Source organism: Anaerosolibacter carboniphilus, assembly GCF_014205875.1.
Classification (GTDB): Bacteria; Bacillota; Clostridia; order Peptostreptococcales; family Thermotaleaceae; genus Anaerosolibacter; species Anaerosolibacter carboniphilus.
Genome location: NZ_JACHEN010000003.1, coordinates 122896 through 143123 on the forward strand (window position 1 = coordinate 122896; position 20228 = coordinate 143123).

Below are 20228 nucleotides of genomic sequence, written 5' to 3' on the forward strand. Positions count from 1 at the left end.
TACCCTTCTTTCTTCTTGTTTTATGTATTTCAAGAATGTGATGTTATATAGAATGATCATAGCCAGGATTTTTCCTGGCTATTACAACCATAGGAGGAACGAAAATGAAAATTGCAGCAATGGGAATTGTTGTGAAAAATCATCAAGTGCTTCTTGTTCATAGAAAATGGTATCCAAAGCTTTGGGGTCCTCCTGGCGGATTTGTAGATCCTGGGGAAACTAAGGAAGAAGCTGTTTGCCGAGAGATTTGGGAAGAAACAGGCATCCTTTGTCGAGTTGAACAACAAATTCATGAGTTCACCTACGAAGATTCCCATATTACCGTCTATGCCTGCCAATACCTTTCCGGCGAATTACAATGCAGTTTCGAAAGTTATGAAGTGGGATGGTTTGTTGTCAATCAACTGCCTGCTCCCCTATCTCCTGATGTATCTATTTTTGAAAAAGCGATCCAACTATTAGAGAATAAATAAGCATCCACCTATAGGTGGATGCTTATTTATTCTCTATCAAATCTCTAAGGTCTTCCATTTTCCTCTTTTATAACGAAGGATCATCAGCACGGCCTCTAATGTAAATTGAAGAGCTGTTGCAATCCAGACATAGACAATACTTAATTTCCAAAAGAATACAATCGCAAAGATCAGCGGCAGTCTGACACCCAAATTTGTAGCCAAAGAAATATAGAAAGGTCCCTTCGTATCCCCAGCCCCCTTTAAAGCACCGGAAATCACCATAGCAATAGCAATAGGAATTTGTTCTAAGGCTCCGACGCGAATACACCGGGCCGCCAAGTCCAGCGTTTCAGGGTCCGATGTAAATAGAGCCATGATGGGTCGAGGAACAGCAAAAAATAAGATCGCTACGATCCCCATCAGAATCACAGCATATTGTACAGATTTCATGGTGCTCTTATGAGCTACATCCACTTCCTGGGCTCCTAGGCGCTGCCCCATTAAGGTAGTCGCTGCTATGGCAAAGCCATATCCAGGCATAAAAGAAATAGATTCAGCAGCGACAGCCACCGCATTCGCAGCAAAATGGATAATCCCCAACTTTGCGATCCAGAAAGAAGATAACAATCTGCTGCCATCATTCATTGTTATCTCGAATGCCGCGGGTATACTTAATCGAAAGAGCTTTGATAATATTTCCTTGTCTAGAATAAATAAATCCCGCACATATACCTTGATACCACATCTTCCTGAGAATAGATAATATAATGATATGAATGCTCCCAGCATCTGAGCTAGACCCGTGGCAATGGCAGCACCTTTTACACCGAGCTGCGGAAATCCCCATTTACCAAAGATCAATACATAATCACCCACGATATTAAAAATATTGGCAAACAAAGCAGCTTTCAAGGGTACAACTGTATTTCCTGCCCCTCTTAATATGGCATTACTCACGCCTAACGGTATTAAAAAGAATCCACCAATTAATACATATCTTAAATAAATACTTCCATAGGCAATAAGCTGGGTATCATCGACCACAAACGCAAAAATTTCTTTGGAAAATAAAATCCCTAGGGTCGAAAGCAATATACTAATCACTATAGCTATGGTAAGGGCTTGGGCAGCAACTTTTTCTCCTCTTTTTAGATCTTCTGCTCCCACGTTTCTCGCCACCATGGCGGTGGCGCCTATCCCTATGGATCCAAAAACTGCCATGGTGATAAACATCATCTGGGCACCCAAGGCAACAGCAGAGATGGACGCTGGGTCCAATCTGCCAATCATGGCAGTATCCACTGTCCAAACCAAGGTTTGTAAAGTCATTTCTAATATTGCTGGTCCAGCTAGTTTAAATATATTATTTCTTATTTCTAAGGTATTCACAACCATCCCACCACTCCCTATAAATCACGTATCTCCTAAATATCCTATAGGATTAGGAAAGCTAGGAGAACTCTCCTAGCTATTTTTTCTCAGGTTCTGCAAACTCCTTATCGAAAAGCTCCACAGTAACCTTCTCCATTTTTTGATCTTCAACAGGTCTATCCCTAAAATCTGTTTTTGTTCCTGCAATTTTATCTACTTCGTCTATTCCTTCAATGACTTTGCCAAAGGCTGCATACTGTCCATCTAGATGCGGGGAATTCTCATGCATGATAAAGAATTGAGATCCTGCGGAGTCAGGATGAGCAGCTCTTGCCATAGAGATTACACCTTTTGTATGCTTTAAATCATTTTTAAATCCATTGCTGCTAAATTCACCCTTAATACTATATCCAGGACCGCCTATACCTGCTCCTTGAGGGCAACCTCCTTGAATCATAAAACCAGGAATTACCCTGTGAAAAATCAAACCATTGTAAAAGCCTTTCTTGACCAATGATATGAAATTGTTTACCGTATTTGGTGCTACCTCAGGATATAGTTCTACCTTTATTTCATTACCACTTTCCATTGTAATCGTTACGATTGGATTGCTCATACATATCATCCTCTCTTGCTGTATTTTACTCTCTATTCATTTTTACTATATTTTGGCTTTTTATGCAATATCAGATTAAGATTCTTTTTCAATCTCCATATTTTTTTTGGATTTTCTGCCAAACACTTTCTTCCCAAAAGAAATGCTAGCCTTCCCTGTCCAAAGGAGACTCCTTCCCATAAAGCGACCTGCCTTCCTCATCATCCCCTTGGCTACCTCCATACTGATGCGAATGTCTTCATCAATGCTTTCCAGGGTAAGCCCTTGCTTTAGCAATAAATCTTGGATCATCTCATTTTTATTAGCTTTCAATACCCTTTTAAGTATCGTCAGTACAATGATCAAGTCATCTACCTGTCCCATCACGGGAATAAATCCTGGTATCAATTCAATGGGAGAAATGAGATAGCCCATGGCCGTGGAAAGAAGCAGTTTTTGTTTTCTCGTCACAAAAGATGCTTTGTACAAATGATAGACCAACTTGGTATATTTCGGCAATCTCTTAATCACTATCAATATCTCGTTTCTTTCTTTACCCTTCATGGCTTCACCATCTTCTTTTTAAATAAGGAAGTTCTTACCCAGTTAGTATGGTGAGAATCTATTTCAGTTATACCCTAGATAGTAACATACTAGCGTTGGTTAGCTTTGCTTCTGAAATTGTTTTTTAACCTTCCATAGCTGATCTTTCATGAAAATCATCATAAATAGTATGGTTCCCATGAAGTACATGGATACAGTGAAATAGTACGGTGTATTATACGTAAATCGCTCCATAATAATGCCACCTAAATAAACACCTGATCCTCTTAATATATTGTTAGAAAGAGCCAGAAAACTACTGAAGGACGCTCTACTTTCCTTCTGTACCAAATCCATAGAAAGATTTTGTAATACAGGCTGGGCCATGTTCATTAGAGATGATCGCATAAAAAAAGAAACAGCTACCATCATCAGTCCCTGAGGAAAAGCAATAGAAAGTAAAAATGGAATAGAAAGCATCTGACATAATACAACGGACTGAGGTTTCCCTATCTTTCGCGCTAAAGTTGAGATAAGCATTCCCCCAAGAACCGTTCCAAGTTGGGCAAAGGATAAGATGCTTCCTACCATCATGTCATCAACGTGCAATGAATATTTTAAATAAACACTAAAAAAGGGTACGACCATACCTGCGCCTAGTCCAATCAACGCATTATAAAGAAGATACAAAACTACGGGAAGATTCATCATTTCCCTATATCCTGCCAGAAAGCTGTTGTGAGTCTGTTTCTCTTTCATTGTGCTTTCTTCCATTTTAAGTACAGCATAAATGCCAGTTAAGGTTAGGAAGCTACAGCCCACAAGTATCCATCTTATTGCTTCTACACTGCTCATATGCTGTTTTAAGTAATCTGAAATATATCCTGTAGAAAAATTTCCAATCATCATAGCGATATTTTTAAGGACAAAATTTAGACTGAATAAAGACATCCGCTCTACTGGAGAACTGTTCTCAGTCAAAAATAAGGGCTCTACGGTAAACTGTATTCCAAATCCGACTCCATACAAAATGGAATAGATGATAATCATTATTTCATGGTTCGTAACTACTTGACCAACCCCACCTATGGCAATCAACAGTAGAGATAGAATCAAACTTCTCCTACTACCCCAATGATTCAGCATAAACACAGAGGGGAGAGATCCTATGCCCATGGCAATGATCTGAATAGACATGATGGACCCTACAAAGGCTTCTCCGTATTGCTTTTCTTTTAAAAATATACCCAATAGAATGCTGAAAGCACTCATGGTAAAAAAGGATATGAAGCTATTGACTAAAAATAGTTTTCCATTTTTACTATACTGCTTTAAGTGATTCTTCAACTTGACCATATTTATTTAGCCTCCCAAAATATCCCTCTTTATTCATCATAATGAATTGGATAGAATATTTCAATCATATTAAATTTTCTTAATCAGACTAAGGTATTTTAGAGAATTTCACACCTATTATTCGTCAATTTATGACTTTATTCGTGAAAATTGGTACTTCATTCCTAAGAATATTTAACAATTTCTAAATAATTTCTCTTTTTTCCATGTTATAATAATAGTATAGCATCTGGATATACAGCATATATAAAAGTATACCTCTTACTGGTATGAGTCTTGTCATCTTCTTACTAAAAGACATCTTAGGAAAATACTTATCTAAAGGAGGAATTCTGAATGATCAATGGTACAAAGATCAGAGAATTGCGCAAGGAGAAGGGATATACCTCGTTAGATTTGGCACTGCGAAGTAATTTGTCTAAAAGCTATATTGAAGAATTGGAGAGGGGAGACAAACAAAATCCTAGTTTTGCCACCATTGAAAAGCTGGCAGATGCACTAAATGTACTCATCGATGATTTACGGATTCCGGTAAATTCATCGATGGCTCTATAAAATTGTATAAAATGTATAGAAATAAAATCAGCCAAGATCATAATCTTGGCTGATTTATTTAATATGTCGCTTTTCTTAATCTAACGTATGCGATTCCGCCCATAGCAATCATGATCCCTACAAACCAGAGGACAACCCTAGTTGCTATATCAATAAAGAACTCTAACGGCAGCATTTGAATAAGAACCTCCTTATTCGGATCTAGCAGCCATAGATCATTGTCAAAGAAAATCTCGTGGAAATATGTGAAGTATTTATAAAAATCAATCTGCATCAAGATCAAAAGTAAACCCATAAGCATAAAGGTTAAGATACTACTATGGAATATACCTTTATAAATTTCTGTGGAAGCCCTATGCGCCAGTCTACTTAGCAAGAGGATTGCTGCAATTATTGAGAATATTCCTATATTTCTCAAAAAATATCCACCTTGAAACAGATTCTTTACATCTACCATATGCTGTTTTTCTCGTTCCCCAAAAACCTCTCGACGCTCACCCTTTACCGTTCCCTCTATCACCAGATCCTTATCCTCATCTTTTAGATATCGAATCATCTTTTCTGCAACCCTTTCCAGATCCGCCATGCTCATCCCTGTCACCTTAGGAATTTCGTATTTGCTGAATTCCTTTAGGTAAAAATCTTTATCAAAAACAAATACCTGGAGAGTGGTTAATAAGATCACTAGTGGTAGAAATAGTGTGATACCCCAGCGTATCATATGTATAAGCCCTTTGTTTTCTTTTTTCATATATCCTACTCCATTTCTTAAAAGTTCTGCCTTTTGTTGTTTTCATTTTGATTACATACACTATTATACTATATTATTTTACAATATTTATAACAAAATCATGAATTCCCCATCAATAAGCCTTTTAAATAAAGAAAACATCTACTTTTCTGTAGATGCCTTCTATCGTCTTATTCCTTTTTTCCAACCTACAGCGATATGCTAACGTACCTTATAAACCTCTATTCCATGAGCCCTTGCATATTTCTCTAATAATTCTTTCCCCATCTCCAAGTGCTTGTCCATATGGACATCCTCATTAAAAGAAACGATACATAACAAAAGCTTCGTTGTATCCATACTTACCATTGCCCGCTCTGAATCAGATGTAGTACTTCCGAACGCTCCATATCTATCAGTGAATACAGGAAGATTTTCAATATTAATATTTCCTCTTCCGATTCCTTCATAACTTTCTCCCGTTTCACCTACGGTAAAGCAAATAGGCCCTTGGAGTTTGTTTAAATCATAAGCACATACCGGATTGCAAGAGGAAATAGAAATGAGATTGTTGATATCCACTACACTATTAATCTGATATAGCTCGCGTTCCTTCACAATACGTCTCAACAACGCTTCAGAAGATAATCTATAGCGGGTAGGATCATTTCCTAGTCTCCTATAGGCGGCTCTACCATCCATAATATTTTTTATTTTCACGATATCTTCCATTTTCATTTCATTAGCAATTCGTTGACAAGCACTGTTCAATTGATCCCAAAGCTCTTTTGGGGAATCGCCTACTTCAACATCTGCTTCTATACATCCCAAAAGAATTGTTTTCCATAGTTTTCTTAACTTCTCTCCGATTTGAATCTCCATCATATTGTGACTTTCTCCTTTACTCCAGTTTCTCTGCTTTCCTAATTATTTCCCTTCCTCCCATGCCCCATGCAATCGTTATACCCTATGATAACATATTTTTGTTCCAACAAGGCATCTCAAATAAAAAAAGCATATTTCTCATGCTTCACTATAAAATAGGTAACCAATACTCATCATAAGGCATACTTTATAATAGAACAGAAATATCTCAGACATCATATTCAATAGAGGAGGTTTGTTTTTTATGAGTGAGAGTGCGGCAGTAAAACCAGGATGCGGTTTTCTTGGTGATAACACAAATTTATTGTTCTTCTTCCTTTTGCTCGTAGTATTGTTTGGTGGATGTTTTAAGGGAACTGGCTGTGGCACAGGTGGATTCTTTGGTGGCTTCGGCGATGACTCCAGCTTGCTTTTCTTCTTCCTATTATTGATCGTACTATTCGGCGGACCATTCTTTGGCTTCGGAAGAGTATAATAATGTTCAAATAGAATTGGGTTTTCCCAATTCTATTACATAACTTTTCAAAATAGATAAAAAGTAATAGGCAGAGTACATTCTGCCTATTACTTTTTTAGCCATGTCGATGAATTGATGGTAAATATTCTATCCAGTGCGGTCAGCCTGAATATCCTTTCGATATCTGGTCTTACATTGACCAATTGAATAGTGATTCCCCTATCCTTTGCTTTTTTTAGAAAAAATACCAAGGCACCTAAAAAGATACCAGTAACATACTCAATGGCTGTGAAATCTACAGATATGGTCTTCGCATCATCATGCTCCTCGATTAGATTCAAGAAAATGTACCTCAATGCAATTGGATCAAACTGATGCAGCTCCTTTTGTAAGAATATTTCTTTCATTCTGTCCATCCCTCACTATGCAAATTTCCTAATTAAAATATTCTCCATGACGTCATTATAGCATTTTCATGATAAAAACTTTGTCATTTGTCGCTGTAGAATTGTCAAACTATTTTTCTTTTTATGACAAACTAGCCTATGGCTTTGTGTTCACAGGGATAGATTTAAAAATACATTTATCCTGTTTTTGTAATATTTTTTTAATGATTTCCTCACATTTTTCACACATATTTAGCGTAAACTAAAAATGTGTGTAAGCTTTATACACTCCTCCTTTTTACATAGGGTTCTCTTTTTAAAGGGAACCCCGTTGTCTTTCACTACCTAACAATCCTATCCATCAGACGATCGTGCATATTTTGTGTGACTTTGTCTATCCTATCTACTAGGTGGTGATAGATTTGTGTGAACTACAGAAACTACTAGAAGACATTGAAAAGCTTAGAACTATTTTGTATGAATTAATTGAAAAAAAAGGAATCGATCTACAAGATCCTGAGGTCATCGCTTCTAGTCAAACCCTAAACGCAGCCATCGCGAAGTATAATGAAATGATTCGCAAAAAAATATAACTTTTTGATTATCCTTTCTATCCTAGAATTTTATATCTAAAGTTCTATCACACCATGACGAATATAATCTCCTTTTCTAGTGCTCTATTTTCATGATATACTTATTTCACGATAGCCGACTCATCAAGGAGATGGAGATTATGAATATACTAGATTTAAAAAAATATTGTTTAGCTCTAAATGGTGCTAGAGAGGATTATCCTTTTGGGGATGATGTATTGGTAATAAAGGTTCTTTCAAAAATGTTTGCCCTTATTACTTTTAAAGATGATGAACTGCATCTGTCATTAAAGTGTGACCCTAAATTGGCTGAGCATTTTCGCCAGCAATACGCTTCTGTCACACCTGGATATCATTTAAATAAGAAGCACTGGAATACCATTATTATGAATGATTCAGTACCAGAAGATGAAATTATATGGATGATTCATCATTCTCATGAACTGGTTTTAAAAAGCCTCACAAAGGCAGAAAGACAAACCCTAGCTTAGAAAAATAAGAACGCCTATCCTATTCGATAGGCGCTTTTTATATTATTTAAACATTCAGCTTCATATTGCCTTCTATATCTTCAATCCGGTTTTATAACTTATTATGGCGATTCCCTATTTATCGAAAAATCCCCCTCGTTTCGTGCTCTTAAAAGCCTTCCGATAGCTTCCCATTTTTTGATTTGGTTTTTCAGCAGTGCTACCTTGTTGTGCGCTTAATTTCTTTTTTTCTTCAATTAGCTGTTTCATTCGTTCAATATCGTGCTTTGACATATGCTACGCTCCTCTATTTTCTCTTATATAGCCTTACTACCGTTTCCACATGTTTTGAGAGGAGGGGATAGCTGTCAAGAATTAGCAGCCTGTATTTTTTAGACTGAAATTCTCTCCGAGGGAACATATCGACTAAGGGTGTACGTATGTGGGAACAAATCAACTATAGACTTTCGTGTGAGTTTATTGTAAAAACCTAATTCACCGAAAAGAAATGTGGCGCATCTCGGTTTTCAAACTTACACTAACTATAAGAACTTATCAAGAATATAGTCAATTATAAAAAGAAATCAGGTAGTTAATTGTGCCATTTTCGACAAGAATATAAATTCCTAACCCGATAAAGATAACGGGCACAATAATACGCCCATAGCGTTCGATAATTCCACCAATCATTGGGATAGTAGCAAATCTTTTAGCTAACTGGCATAGAAGGAATATGCCAATAATAAAGACTGCAAGAACTATAACAATCTGACCAACATTCATTCCTGTAAAATATGGAATATAAATCCCAAGATTATCTCCTCCCATAGCTAAAGTCAGACCTGTAATAGCAAAAATTTGGGATTGATTGTTTTTAATTTGATTTCCAATGGAATCTTCATCCACATCCTCATCAACAAATATCGAACGAATCCCCAAACCCAAAGGAATCAAACCTAGAAACCCAATCATCCAATCCTGAGGAATATAATTGAGGAAATAGGCAGCAATGAGGCTTACCCCGACTAATATACCAGTCCCTAAATATTGCCCGATATAAATAGATTTTATCCCTCGGGTTCCTTGGTTGGCAAAAAGAATTATTAAAACAACTAAATAGTCAATCGATGTAGAAATGAATACAAGTAACGCTGAAATAAGTGTTTGCATAATTTTCTCCTTATACTATAGATTTTTAACATTCAGTTGAAATTATTCCATTTTTAAGCCTTTATCGATAGCTTCCTGAATAATCTTATGACAACAAACCCCCAACGGATTGTTTTCTTTACAATTAGGATTTTTCATTGCTCCTGTTATGGCATTTATTTCTTTTACGGTTTTCGCACCATGCTTTACAACTGCTTCAATTACCTGACCTTCTGTGACTTCGCTACAATAACAAGCATACTTAGGATCTGCATCTTTCTTAAACCAGACAGGAACTTTAACTTGTTCTTTTAAGAATCTTACCCCATTATCAACGTTATAGTAGACAACACTACAATCTCCATTCATGCAAATCTTATATTGCTCCCCATCTACTAACTTGAGATAATCGTCTGTTACTAAGTGCTCAACTGTCACTTTACTAACGGAAATACCTTCTGTATTGCATACTGGACAATGAACCTTAGTTTGTTCTATTTTTTGTGTATTGTGCCCATGGCAACATTCATTAATAGTGCTCATTATATAACCTCCTCGTTTTTGCTTCTCGTTAAAGACAATATACTCTACTTGCTATTAAAATTCGCCGATTAAGATAAATTCTACTCCCAATCGGCGATAAAAAATTATATTTTCGTAATGCTACAGATTTTTAACATTAAGTGCCCTAAAAGCATTTAATACTGCGATAATAGTTACACCTACATCTGCAAATATAGCTGCCCACATAGTAGCTATTCCAAAAGCACTCAAAATAAGAACAATTATTTTTATTCCAATTGAAAATACTGTGTTTTGACGAGCAATTCTTAATGTTTTCTTAGAAACTTTTATTGCTGTGGCAATTTTTGAAGGTTCGTCGGTCATAATTACAACATCCGCAGCTTCAATTGCGGCATCAGAACCTAAACCACCCATTGCTATACCAATATCTGCACGGGCTAAAACAGGAGCATCATTGATTCCGTCACCTACAAAGGCAAGCTTACCCTTTGCAGATTTCTGTGCTAATAATTCCTCTACCTTTTCAACCTTATCTCCTGGTAGTAACTCGGAGTATACCTTATCTAATCCAAGCTGCTTGGCAACCTTTGATGCAACATTTTTTGTATCACCTGTTAGCATAACAGTTTGCTTAATTTTAGCTTCCTTAAGTTCCTTAATTGCCCGAGCTGAATCTTCTTTAACTTCATCTGCAATAACGATGTAACCTGCATACTTGTCATCAATTCCTACGTGTACAACAGTTCCAACAGCTTCACCTTCATAGCAAGGTATATTTAACTTTTTCATAAGTTTTATATTTCCTGCTGCAACCTTTTTCCCATCAACCGCTGCAATAACGCCATGACCTGAAATCTCTTCTACATCCGAAATGCGTCCATTGTCAATTTCCTTGCCATATGCTTGTTTTAAGGAATTAGAAATTGGATGGTTTGAGTAACTTTCTGCATATGAAGTTAACTCTAATAACTCTTCCTTAGTAATTCCTTCTGGATGAATTTCCTGTACATTAAATACACCCTTTGTAAGTGTTCCCGTTTTGTCAAATACGATTATTTCAGCTTCTGCTAATGCCTCTAAATAATTACTACCTTTGACTAAAATACCTTTTCTAGATGCTCCACCTATTCCACCGAAGAAACTTAAAGGAATAGAGACTACAAGAGCACATGGACAAGAAACTACTAGGAATGTTAATGCTCTGTATATCCAGTCGCTAAAGGTTGCCCCATCTATAACAAGAGGCGGAATAGTAGCAAGGAAAACTGCAATAATTACAACAATTGGAGTATAATATCTTGCAAATTTCGTAATGAATTGTTCTGACTGAGATTTTTTACTACTTGCATTTTCAACTAAATCAAGAATCTTACTTACAGTAGATTCTCCATATTCCTTTGTAACTTCTGCAGTAATAACTCCATTAATGTTGATGCATCCACTTAGAATTTCATGCCCTACTTCTACCTCACGCGGAACAGACTCACCTGTAAGTGCTGATGTATCAACCGTTGAATTTCCCTCAATTACTTTACCATCAAGAGGAACTCTTTCTCCTGGTTTAATTACAATTATATCACCTATTTGTACTTCATCAGGGTCAACTTTTATAACTTCATCGTTCTTTTTAACATTGGCATAATCTGGCCGTATATCCATAGCCTCGGCAATTGATCTTCTTGACTTATCAACTGCGTAACTTTGAAATAGTTCACCAACTTGATAAAACAGCATAACTGCAATACCTTCTGGATACTCACCGATTAACATTGCACCAATCGTAGCAATAGACATTAAAAAGTTTTCGTCAAAAACTTTACCTCTAAAAATATTTTTAACTGCTTTCATAACTATATCTCCACCTACAATTATGTAGCTGATTAGATATAAAGCAATATTTAACCATTCAATATTTACATCAATTACTATGGCCACAATAAATAATATTGCACCAATGATTATTCTCCAAAGACGTTTATTCATTTTCACACTCCCTTTAAGCTTTTTTCATAACAGTGCCAGGTTCAATTTTCTTTACGATTTTTTCTGCCTCTTGCATAATTGTAGGCATCTTCTCATCTTCACCCTCAATAACAAGCTTTTGAGTCATAAAGTTAACTGTTGCTTCCTTCACACCATCAAGCTTATTTACTGCATGTTCAATTTTTGCTGCACAATCTGCACAATCTAATCCTTCTAATGTAAATTTCTTTTTCATAACACTCATCCTCCTATATTATTTGTGTATTATCATTAAATATTCTTAGACTATTTATCTTCAACATGAACACTTGAATATATATTCATCTTGATTATTAAAAAATATAGTTTTAATTATATTTTTTTAAATTTAGATTTATATAAAGTTAATCTTTAGTTTAAAAGTCATTTATGCCTTTTTCATAACAGTATCAGGTTCAATATTCCTTACGATTTTTTCTGCCTCTTGTACAATTGTAGACATCTTCTCATCTTCGCCCTCAATAACAAGCTTTTGAGTCATAAAGTTAACTGTAGCTTCCTTTACACCATCAAGCTTATTAATAGCTCTCTCCATTTTTGCTGCACAATCTGCACAATCTAATCCTTTTAATATAAATTTCTTTTTCATAACATCCATCCTCCTAAATATTATTTATTATATATTCCAAGTTTTTTCTTGGAGTATTTTCTGCCAATTTTCGAATATTTAATTATATGTTCATATATTCATATATAGTCAAATAAACATTCAATTCTATTTTAACTGGTTTATTTCATTACTCATTGATATGAATTAAACCTTGGTCAAATATTTGTCTTACATGTTCATCAACTAAGGAATAATATACTACCTTACCTTCTTTTCTGTTTTTTACTAAGTTAGCCTGCTTTAAGACTCTCAGCTGATGGGAAATTGCTGATTGTGTCATGTTAAGTAATACAGCAATATCACAAACACACATTTCAGCTTCATCAAGAGCCCATAGTATCTTGATTCGCGTTGAATCTCCAAATACTTTAAATATTTCTGCTAAGTCATAGAGAGTTTCTTCTTCAGGCATTTTTTCTCGGACTTGATTTACAGTCTCCTCATGTATTACTTCACAGTCGCATTTTTCAACTGGTTGGATTTTACGTGCCATATTATCACCTCGTTTTTTACTTATTGGATACTTGTTCAAGTGTTCATATGTATATTGTAATACCTTATCGATAAGATGTCAATAGACACTTGAACAATTATTCAAGTGAATTCTTTCTAAAAAACTTATTCAAATAAACGAGTAGCATATTGATTATTAATACCTACCATAGGTTTTCATGTGGAAAAACCGCCAAACGGGTAATAGCTCCCTTGATTGGATGCCAACTCTATATCTTATATTTCTACGTCAATCTCCATCCCAGACTTAAACTCAATAGTTAGCTTCTAATCAAAGACTCTTACTTTCTCGACAAGCCGCCTTGCAAGCTGCTCATCATGAATATTACATAGCAGAAGGACGATATTTAATGGAAATAAAAATTTTCGATGAGGTTTTTGAAAGATTAGTGGATTCGGGCCTAGATGCTTTTGATTCCTTTGTTCTAATCACTAAACTTTTAGAAGAACATTTAGAAAATAAAATGATGTACTCCACATTCAAGCACTGAGATTGAGAAGAAGCCTCAACCGCCCATACCCATCAAAAAACCCATGACTCCTTTATCAGTGGAATCACGGGTTTTTCTCATTCAACTTCAATTTCAATGCCAGATTTAAAGCCTATTACAAAGTGGTCTTCATACACAGTAACGTTTTGGATAATCTTCCTTACAAGCGTGTCATCATATCTTAGGGTACAATATTTGTTGTCACGAACAAATTCTATCAGCTCGTTGATTCTCTCATTCTCACCACTCAAGGATGCATCTTCAATAAGGAGTGTCTGACGTTTTTCACGCAGCTCATCAATCTCATCTGCAAGGGATTCATAGTCTTTTCCCTTATTGGCTAGGCTGATTAGTTCTTTCTGATTTTCTTCAAGCAAGCTGTTAAGTTCTGAAATTTGATACTCTGTAGTGTCACCGATTACTGCATGAATATTTTCTTCCAGTGTTCTAATCATGTTATCTCCACCTGCAAGTAGCCTATTAGTCGCAGTCATTACAGCACCATAGAGTTCATCTTCTTTTACCGTTCTATTCTTACAGACCTCAGGTCCTTGCTCGATTCTAGTCACGCATCGCCAGACAAATTCTTTTCTGCCGTGAATATTCCAATATGTTCTCCTGTAAATATCCCCACAATCTCCACAGAAGGTGATGGCACTTAAAGCGTATTTGCTGCTATAAATTCGTTTGTTCTTGTCTGCTCCTGTGTAGATGTTCCTTCTTCGATGAATTTCCTCCTGCACCTGCAAGAATAAGTCTTTGGGAATAATCGCTTCATGGCTATTTTCAACATAGTACTGCGGAACATGGCCTTCGTTCTTAACTCGCTTCTTGGTAAGAAAATCTACTGTGACGGTCTTTTGCAGAAGAGCGTCTCCGATGTATTTTTCGTTTTGAAGGATCTTCTTAACTGATTCTGGTCGCCATCTTGGTTTTCCTGCTGCTGTTAAAATACCATCCTTTTCAAGACCTTGACCAATGCCTACCAAACTCTGACCTTCAAGGTATTTTCGGTAGATGCGTTTGATAATCTCAGCTTCTTCGGGGACAATGATTAAATTTCCATCTTCATCTTTGCTGTAGCCCATAAACCGTTTATGGTTGACCTGTACCTTTCCTTGTTGATATCGGTACTGTAGTCCAAGCTTAACGTTTTGTGAAAGGCTCTGGCTTTCCTGCTGTGCCAAAGATGCCATAATAGTCAGCAAAACCTCACCCTTGGCATCCATTGTGTTTATGTTCTCTTTTTCAAAATAGACAGATATGTTTTTATCCTTGAGCTGTCTAATGTATTGAAGGCAGTCTAGGGTGTTACGCGCAAATCGGCTGATGGATTTTGTAATAACCATGTCAATATTACCGTCCATGCACTCTGCAATCATACGATTAAACTCTTCACGCTTTTTAGTGTTCGTACCGGAGATACCATCATCTGCAAAGATGCCGGCAAACTCCCACTCCGTATTCTTTTTTATAAACTCTGTATAGTGTGCGACCTGAACCTCATAGCTAGAATTTTGTTCTTCTGTTTCTGTAGAAACACGGCAATAGGCAGCAACACGAAGTTTCTTTATCTTTTCTTTTGCGGCTGTACTTCCTACTCTTTTACGAGCAGGAATAACCATTATATTTTTCTCTGTCACTTTATTCCTCGCTTTCTATCAGACTATATAAGTATTCTGCTCGTTCAAAAGGATCAACTGGCATCTTATTATCTGCCTTTCTCATTTTAAATCGTTCTTTGGGAGGGGGAGAGGTGAAAGCGGCAAGCTCTACCACTCGTCCTAAATCCTTTGCACGCTTATCTCTAACTTCTTCAGCTTTATCAAATATCTCTTTATCAATGATTGCTGGATACGTATCATTTCCAAGGTAGTTGACGTTTTTCAAAATGCGTCCCATCACAGAGTGTGTCTTATCAATACCTGCCTGTTCGCCAGCCACTGTAAGGGATAGTCCTGATATGTATTTCTCAAAGAATACCTTTACTTGACCTGCTGCCTTTTCATCGACAGTAACCTCTCCATCTTGAATTTTGTATCCATATGGAATATATGCCATTTATCTCACCACCTTTTCTTTCAGGGAAAGACCGCATTTCAAATTGAATGTCAGCTCATCCCTGGAATTTACAATGATGTTTTCTACAAATTCTTCGAATAATTCTTCTGTGTACTCACCATTAAAATTATCTGCTGACACGTAATCAATGAGGTCCTTTATATCGTTTGCTCGTAAAACCCCACTCGTAGAGTTCGTTACCAGGTTTGTTTTTTCAGTTGTAAGATTTTTTATCTCACTATCCAAGACTTTACGTTCCTGATTAAAAAGAGCTGGCTCAAGGAAACCTTTGGCCATCAGTGTAATAAGGGTGTTGCGTTCTTCCATGAGTTGCTCCATTCGCTTATCAATAGCATCCATTCTTTCACGGTCGCTTTCTTCATCAATTTGGCTAATTGATTTGAATAGCGGTTCTAAGATTAGCTTATGACTGAAAGCAAGCTTATTCATCATGGTTGTCAATGTGGCTTTTATTTCTCCATCTCGCAAGAACAACATGGAGCAACTCTCTTTGTCTTCGATATGACCGATGCAACTCCAAGCAATGTAACTCCTACCAGCTGAGTAGTTTGTCTTTCTCCTAAAATTGCGACCACACTCTCCACAGACAATCTTGCCACTTAAAGCATATCGATTAAGATAAACGTTCTTTTTCACGCCCTTACACTTCATCTTGGCTCTTTCATCAATGAGATCTTGTGCCTTAGCAAAGTCTTCTCTACTTATAATAGGTTCATGATTATCCTTGTAGTAGTATTGGTCTTTTTCCCCTGTGTTTGGATGGCGGTTGTAGTTACTATCGGTGTAAGTCTTTTGTAACAAAACATCTCCCATGTATTTTTCGTTTCGGAGCATGTCTATCACCGTGCCTGCACTCCAGTGATTACCTCTTCTTGCTGGGATTTTGTCTTTGTTCAAACCTCTTGCTATAGTACCTCCACCTTTCCCTGAAAGGCACTCCGAAAAAATACGTTTGATGATTTCAGCTTCTTCTGGGACGATTACCATTTCACCATCTATATTGGTATAGCCATAAGGCGGAGTACCAATATAGCTGCCATTTTGAAATCTCTTTTGAATGGACCACTTGCTGTTTTGTGAAATGGATGCAGACTCTTCTGCAGCAAACCCTGAAAGAATAGAAAGCATCAGTTCACTTTCCATATCACCCGTATTTAGATTCTCTTTTTCAAAATAAATATAAACACCGATATCAATCAGTTTTCTTACTAACTCTAGACAATCTACTGTATTACGAGCAAAGCGGCTGATTGATTTGGTGATAATAAAATCAATCCGACCTTGCTTACAATCTCGTATCATACGGAGCAGTTCAGTCCGTTTCTCCATCTTGGTGCCGGAGATCCCTTCGTCATAATAAAGACCAGCAAATACCCATTCTGGATTAGACTTAATATAGCGCTCATAGTGTTCACGCTGTGCTTTAAGGCTTTCAAGCTGTTCATCACTATCGGTTGAGACCCTGGCATAGGCGGCAACCCTAAGTTTCGTATTAGGTAGTTGTCCCTGGGGCAGTTCATCTATTTTTGTTATCTTTTTCATCATCTCACCTCGCTTTCGCCCATTACATACATCACTCTAAAAGCTATTAATAGCAAGCTTTTTAGGACATAATCTCGGCTAAACGGGGAGAGAATTTCTGCCTGTTCAAGGCTGATATTTTGTGTAATTCATCCGCTGTGATTTTGCCCTCTTTATATAGGTTTGCGACAATGCTCTCCGCTATGTGAAAATCATATTCCTTTTGTAATTCTTCCTCTGTCATCTGCTCGGTCTTACCCTTTAACGGACAACCATCTTTTACTTCATAAATGTTCATAGAAAAACACCTCCTACCTAGTAGCCATGGCAGGAGGTGAAATCTGATGATTTCATTAATCTTTTTGATAAAATTCACATTCATAGCCATCGGCATCAAGGAGCAGCCCTTTTGCCCAAGGTGGCACTTGACTCATCTGTTTACATACTTCAGTAACAGATATTTGAGTATTGGCTTCAATAATGACTTCATCATGGACATGAGCCACAATACGATAAGTACTAAGCATCTTCATTGAATACATCAAAATATCACGGGATATAGCTTGAACAATATTCTCTACAAACTTAGGACCGTAACTTTCAAGACGCTCCCATTTCTTTGTTCCACCTACTCCTTCATAGGTAACAGACTCACCACCAAACTGATTCTCGCCGATTCGAGGTTTTACATAGGCAAGCCGTCTACCTGAGGGAAGAATGATAAAAAGCATGCCACTAAGACAATGAAACTCGATGCCATGGGTTTCTTGTGATTTATTTTCCTTTACGCATTGTTTAGCCGCCCGATCTACATCCCACCAGAACTGTGTGATGTTGGGATTAGACATTCTCCAGGCATTCACAAGCGGTTTTAATTCTTCCTCTTCAAGCCCCATCTCTAATGCGCCCATGGCTTTTAATGCACCAACAGAACCACCATAGCCAAGTGCCAATTCAGCAATTTTACCCTTCTGTCTCAAGTGACCGTTCACACCATGCTTTTCAACGGAAACACCAAACATCTGTGAGGCAGATGCACAGTAGATATCACCACCACTAGCAAATACATCCGTTCGCCATGTCTCACCTGCAAGCCATGAAAGCACACGAGCCTCAATGGCTGAAAAGTCAGCCACAATAAACTTATGACCTTCTTTTGGTACAAAGGCTGTACGAATTAGTTGTGAGAGTGTATCGGGTATATCTTCATAGAGCAGTTCTAGTGTTTCAACATCACCATTTCTGACAATAGTTCGCGCCTCTTTTAAATCTGGCATATGGTTCTGAGGGAGATTTTGCAATTGCACAAGCCTTCCGGCAAAGCGGCCGGTTCTGTTGGCTCCATAAAACTGAAACATACCTCTGGCTCTTGAATCACTACAGACCGCATTTTCCATTGCTGTATATTTCTTTACCGAGGATTTTGCCAGTTGCTGACGTAGCGAAAGAACTTCATTTAGTTCACCATCGGTTTCCTTAAGTTTCTCTGCAACCGCCTTTTTGCCGAGGGTCTCCATCTCTAGACCGTTTTCGGAAAGCCAGCTTTTCATCTGTTGTACAGAGTTTGGGTTATCGAGATTTGTTATCTGCTGCATGGCGGTTAGTAGTTTTTCATGAGAGATGTCATCCATAGCGATGGCCTGCTTAACAAAATCCATATCAACCTTTATGCCTCGATCGTTAATTTCTTGGTCGAGATGATACTCATCCCAGATGTCCTCTGGCACTGGAAACTTGATCAATCTTTGTTGTATCTGGATTTCTGCCTCCACATCACGCTTGTTATATGCTTTGAACTTTTGCCACTTATCGATTTCATCAGTGGGTAGGTTACGGGTCCTACCACCATTTGTTTTAGTCGGAGTACATGGAACACAAAAGTATCGTATCAGGTCTTTACCCTCCGTCAGCTTTTGCTTCTCAAGTCCTAGCACTGCACCTACACCTTCTAAAGAAAGAGGAAGTCCCATATAGGCAGACCAAACCATGGAACATTTCCATGAGGAAGGATTTAGATAAGTCCCAGTGGGATATCCCAAATAACGTGAAAGGCATACTCGCTCAAACTGAGCATTAAATGCCCACTTCGTAATGGCTTCATCGGTTAAGGCATCTAGGATTTCTTTTGGAATCTTTTCTCCATCCATCAAATCGATGACCTTAACTTCATCACCGTCAACCGCATAACCAAACAGCATCACCTCAAAATCATCTGTTTCTACGTAACGATAAACACCACTTTTTTGTAGATTGGTAGATGAATAGGTTTCGATATCAATTTCTAAGTTCTTCATAGCTACCACCTTTCCTAAATCAAAAAAGGTGGTAGAGGGAAGACCTCCACCACCGTCAAGTTTATTGTTTCTATTAGGCAAGGAAGTCATCATCGACAAGAGTCGTAAAATCATCTACTGCAGAAGTCTTACCGCCTAGAGGTTCTCCGTCTCTAATTTTTTGAATGTTACCAAGTCCACAAGCTACACCTTTATTACCATTTGAGTTGAAAGCATAGAAGTTAAGAGAAACCCTTCCATAACAACCGCTGTATACCTCGCTACGATCCAGTATCGGCTTAACACTTTTGTCTACAATCTGTGGCGCTGTCTTGCTATTCGCATTGATGAAGTAATGGCCTTTATAAGCCTCATCATCACGCTCTACATCACCATCACGCAGCGGTATTTTAATGGCTGCCTTATTTGGTTTCTTACCACCAAATTTTGCGATACCTTCCTCAATGGCAGCATCAACTGCTGCATGGATAGCATTAATGGTTTCCTTGTCATCCTTTGGAATAAGGACGGATACGCTGTACTTTTCTGCACCACCATTAATAGATACAGGCTCCCATCCGTGGAAGTAAGAAAATCTTGAGTTTACACCTGTGATAACTTTTGTTTTGTTTTGCATATTTGCCAT

The 20228-nt window shown here is 37.4% G+C and carries 25 protein-coding genes; 5 read left to right on the top strand and 20 right to left on the bottom strand.

Annotated features, from left to right (window positions below; translation table 11 throughout):
* Positions 1 to 104 precede the first annotated feature (104 nt).
* Entirely contained in the window at positions 105 to 473 is a 369-nt protein-coding gene (locus HNQ80_RS03625; protein ID WP_184308290.1) for an NUDIX hydrolase, read from the top strand.
* Positions 474 to 509: 36 nt separating this feature from the next.
* Here the strand turns inward: HNQ80_RS03625 and HNQ80_RS03630 are convergent, their stop codons facing one another.
* From HNQ80_RS03630 to HNQ80_RS03645, 4 genes are all read right to left on the bottom strand, one after another.
* Complete coding sequence (locus HNQ80_RS03630; RefSeq protein ID WP_184308292.1) at positions 510 to 1850, bottom strand: MATE family efflux transporter; 1341 nt, start codon at positions 1848 to 1850, stop codon at positions 510 to 512.
* Between the two features lie 73 nt (positions 1851 to 1923).
* On the bottom strand, positions 1924 to 2442 hold the full coding sequence (locus tag HNQ80_RS03635; RefSeq protein ID WP_184308294.1) for a peptidylprolyl isomerase: 519 nt from the start codon (positions 2440 to 2442) through the stop codon (positions 1924 to 1926).
* 75 nt (positions 2443 to 2517) lie between these two features.
* Complete coding sequence (locus HNQ80_RS03640; RefSeq protein WP_184308296.1) at positions 2518 to 2985, bottom strand: YkvA family protein; 468 nt, start codon at positions 2983 to 2985, stop codon at positions 2518 to 2520.
* A 99-nt stretch (positions 2986 to 3084) separates the two neighbouring features.
* Positions 3085 to 4320 (bottom strand): MFS transporter, encoded by a 1236-nt coding sequence (locus tag HNQ80_RS03645; RefSeq protein WP_184308298.1) that lies wholly within the window; start codon positions 4318 to 4320, stop codon positions 3085 to 3087.
* Between the two features lie 336 nt (positions 4321 to 4656).
* Here HNQ80_RS03645 and HNQ80_RS03650 point away from each other — a divergent pair, with 336 nt between their 5' ends.
* A complete protein-coding gene (locus HNQ80_RS03650; protein WP_184308300.1) occupies positions 4657 to 4875 on the top strand; it encodes a helix-turn-helix domain-containing protein in 219 nt (72 codons plus the stop codon).
* A gap of 58 nt (positions 4876 to 4933) precedes the next feature.
* Here HNQ80_RS03650 and HNQ80_RS03655 read toward each other — a convergent pair whose 3' ends face one another.
* Both HNQ80_RS03655 and HNQ80_RS03660 read right to left on the bottom strand, forming a co-directional pair.
* Complete coding sequence (locus HNQ80_RS03655) at positions 4934 to 5626, bottom strand: TIGR01906 family membrane protein (RefSeq protein WP_184308302.1); 693 nt, start codon at positions 5624 to 5626, stop codon at positions 4934 to 4936.
* Between the two features lie 201 nt (positions 5627 to 5827).
* Positions 5828 to 6490, bottom strand: coding sequence for a B3/B4 domain-containing protein (locus HNQ80_RS03660; protein ID WP_184308304.1), 663 nt, complete (start codon positions 6488 to 6490; stop codon positions 5828 to 5830).
* Positions 6491 to 6734: 244 nt separating this feature from the next.
* Between HNQ80_RS03660 and HNQ80_RS03665 the strand changes: the two genes are divergently transcribed.
* The gene (locus HNQ80_RS03665) at positions 6735 to 6965 is read left to right on the top strand and encodes a hypothetical protein (RefSeq protein ID WP_184308306.1); all 231 of its coding nucleotides are present in this window, start codon (positions 6735 to 6737) and stop codon (positions 6963 to 6965) included.
* Positions 6966 to 7054: 89 nt separating this feature from the next.
* Here HNQ80_RS03665 and HNQ80_RS03670 read toward each other — a convergent pair whose 3' ends face one another.
* Positions 7055 to 7363, bottom strand: a complete 309-nt coding sequence (locus tag HNQ80_RS03670) for an STAS domain-containing protein (RefSeq protein WP_207726838.1) — start codon at positions 7361 to 7363, stop codon at positions 7055 to 7057.
* Positions 7364 to 7755: 392 nt separating this feature from the next.
* On the opposite strand from HNQ80_RS03670, the gene HNQ80_RS03675 reads away from it, so the two are divergent.
* A complete protein-coding gene (locus HNQ80_RS03675; protein WP_184308310.1) occupies positions 7756 to 7926 on the top strand; it encodes an aspartyl-phosphate phosphatase Spo0E family protein in 171 nt (56 codons plus the stop codon).
* A gap of 140 nt (positions 7927 to 8066) precedes the next feature.
* On the top strand, positions 8067 to 8417 hold the full coding sequence (locus HNQ80_RS03680) for an MmcQ/YjbR family DNA-binding protein (RefSeq protein WP_184308312.1): 351 nt from the start codon (positions 8067 to 8069) through the stop codon (positions 8415 to 8417).
* A 114-nt stretch (positions 8418 to 8531) separates the two neighbouring features.
* Here HNQ80_RS03680 and HNQ80_RS03685 read toward each other — a convergent pair whose 3' ends face one another.
* The 13 genes from HNQ80_RS03685 to HNQ80_RS03745 form a co-directional block, all read right to left on the bottom strand.
* Positions 8532 to 8690: a hypothetical protein gene (locus tag HNQ80_RS03685; protein ID WP_184308314.1), complete on the bottom strand. Its 159-nt coding sequence runs from the start codon at positions 8688 to 8690 to the stop codon at positions 8532 to 8534.
* 273 nt (positions 8691 to 8963) lie between these two features.
* The gene (locus HNQ80_RS03690) at positions 8964 to 9566 is read right to left on the bottom strand and encodes a CadD family cadmium resistance transporter (protein ID WP_003762639.1); all 603 of its coding nucleotides are present in this window, start codon (positions 9564 to 9566) and stop codon (positions 8964 to 8966) included.
* Positions 9567 to 9608: 42 nt separating this feature from the next.
* Positions 9609 to 10088 (bottom strand): Csac_0668 family 2Fe-2S cluster-binding (seleno)protein, encoded by a 480-nt coding sequence (locus HNQ80_RS03695; RefSeq protein WP_061106147.1) that lies wholly within the window; start codon positions 10086 to 10088, stop codon positions 9609 to 9611.
* 120 nt (positions 10089 to 10208) lie between these two features.
* Positions 10209 to 12053 (bottom strand): heavy metal translocating P-type ATPase, encoded by a 1845-nt coding sequence (locus tag HNQ80_RS03700; RefSeq protein WP_069980600.1) that lies wholly within the window; start codon positions 12051 to 12053, stop codon positions 10209 to 10211.
* 13 nt (positions 12054 to 12066) lie between these two features.
* A complete protein-coding gene (locus tag HNQ80_RS03705) occupies positions 12067 to 12288 on the bottom strand; it encodes a cation transporter (RefSeq protein WP_184308316.1) in 222 nt (73 codons plus the stop codon).
* 171 nt (positions 12289 to 12459) lie between these two features.
* A complete protein-coding gene (locus tag HNQ80_RS03710) occupies positions 12460 to 12681 on the bottom strand; it encodes a cation transporter (protein WP_061106156.1) in 222 nt (73 codons plus the stop codon).
* 148 nt (positions 12682 to 12829) lie between these two features.
* On the bottom strand, positions 12830 to 13195 hold the full coding sequence (locus tag HNQ80_RS03715; RefSeq protein WP_061106158.1) for an ArsR/SmtB family transcription factor: 366 nt from the start codon (positions 13193 to 13195) through the stop codon (positions 12830 to 12832).
* Between the two features lie 588 nt (positions 13196 to 13783).
* On the bottom strand, positions 13784 to 15349 hold the full coding sequence (locus tag HNQ80_RS03720) for a recombinase family protein (protein ID WP_179948113.1): 1566 nt from the start codon (positions 15347 to 15349) through the stop codon (positions 13784 to 13786).
* A 1-nt stretch (position 15350) separates the two neighbouring features.
* Positions 15351 to 15767, bottom strand: coding sequence for a recombinase (locus tag HNQ80_RS03725; protein WP_069980599.1), 417 nt, complete (start codon positions 15765 to 15767; stop codon positions 15351 to 15353).
* Complete coding sequence (locus HNQ80_RS03730) at positions 15768 to 17330, bottom strand: recombinase family protein (protein ID WP_069980598.1); 1563 nt, start codon at positions 17328 to 17330, stop codon at positions 15768 to 15770.
* A 61-nt stretch (positions 17331 to 17391) separates the two neighbouring features.
* Positions 17392 to 17607 carry an SHOCT domain-containing protein gene (locus tag HNQ80_RS03735; protein ID WP_003762658.1) on the bottom strand — a complete coding sequence of 72 codons (216 nt, stop codon included), beginning with the start codon at positions 17605 to 17607 and terminating at the stop codon, positions 17392 to 17394.
* A gap of 55 nt (positions 17608 to 17662) precedes the next feature.
* Positions 17663 to 19693 carry a DNA polymerase gene (locus tag HNQ80_RS03740; protein ID WP_330602751.1) on the bottom strand — a complete coding sequence of 677 codons (2031 nt, stop codon included), beginning with the start codon at positions 19691 to 19693 and terminating at the stop codon, positions 17663 to 17665.
* Positions 19677 to 20228, bottom strand: a complete 552-nt coding sequence (locus HNQ80_RS03745; RefSeq protein WP_069980597.1) for a DUF2815 family protein — start codon at positions 20226 to 20228, stop codon at positions 19677 to 19679. The genes HNQ80_RS03740 and HNQ80_RS03745 overlap by 17 nt, the downstream gene beginning before the upstream one ends.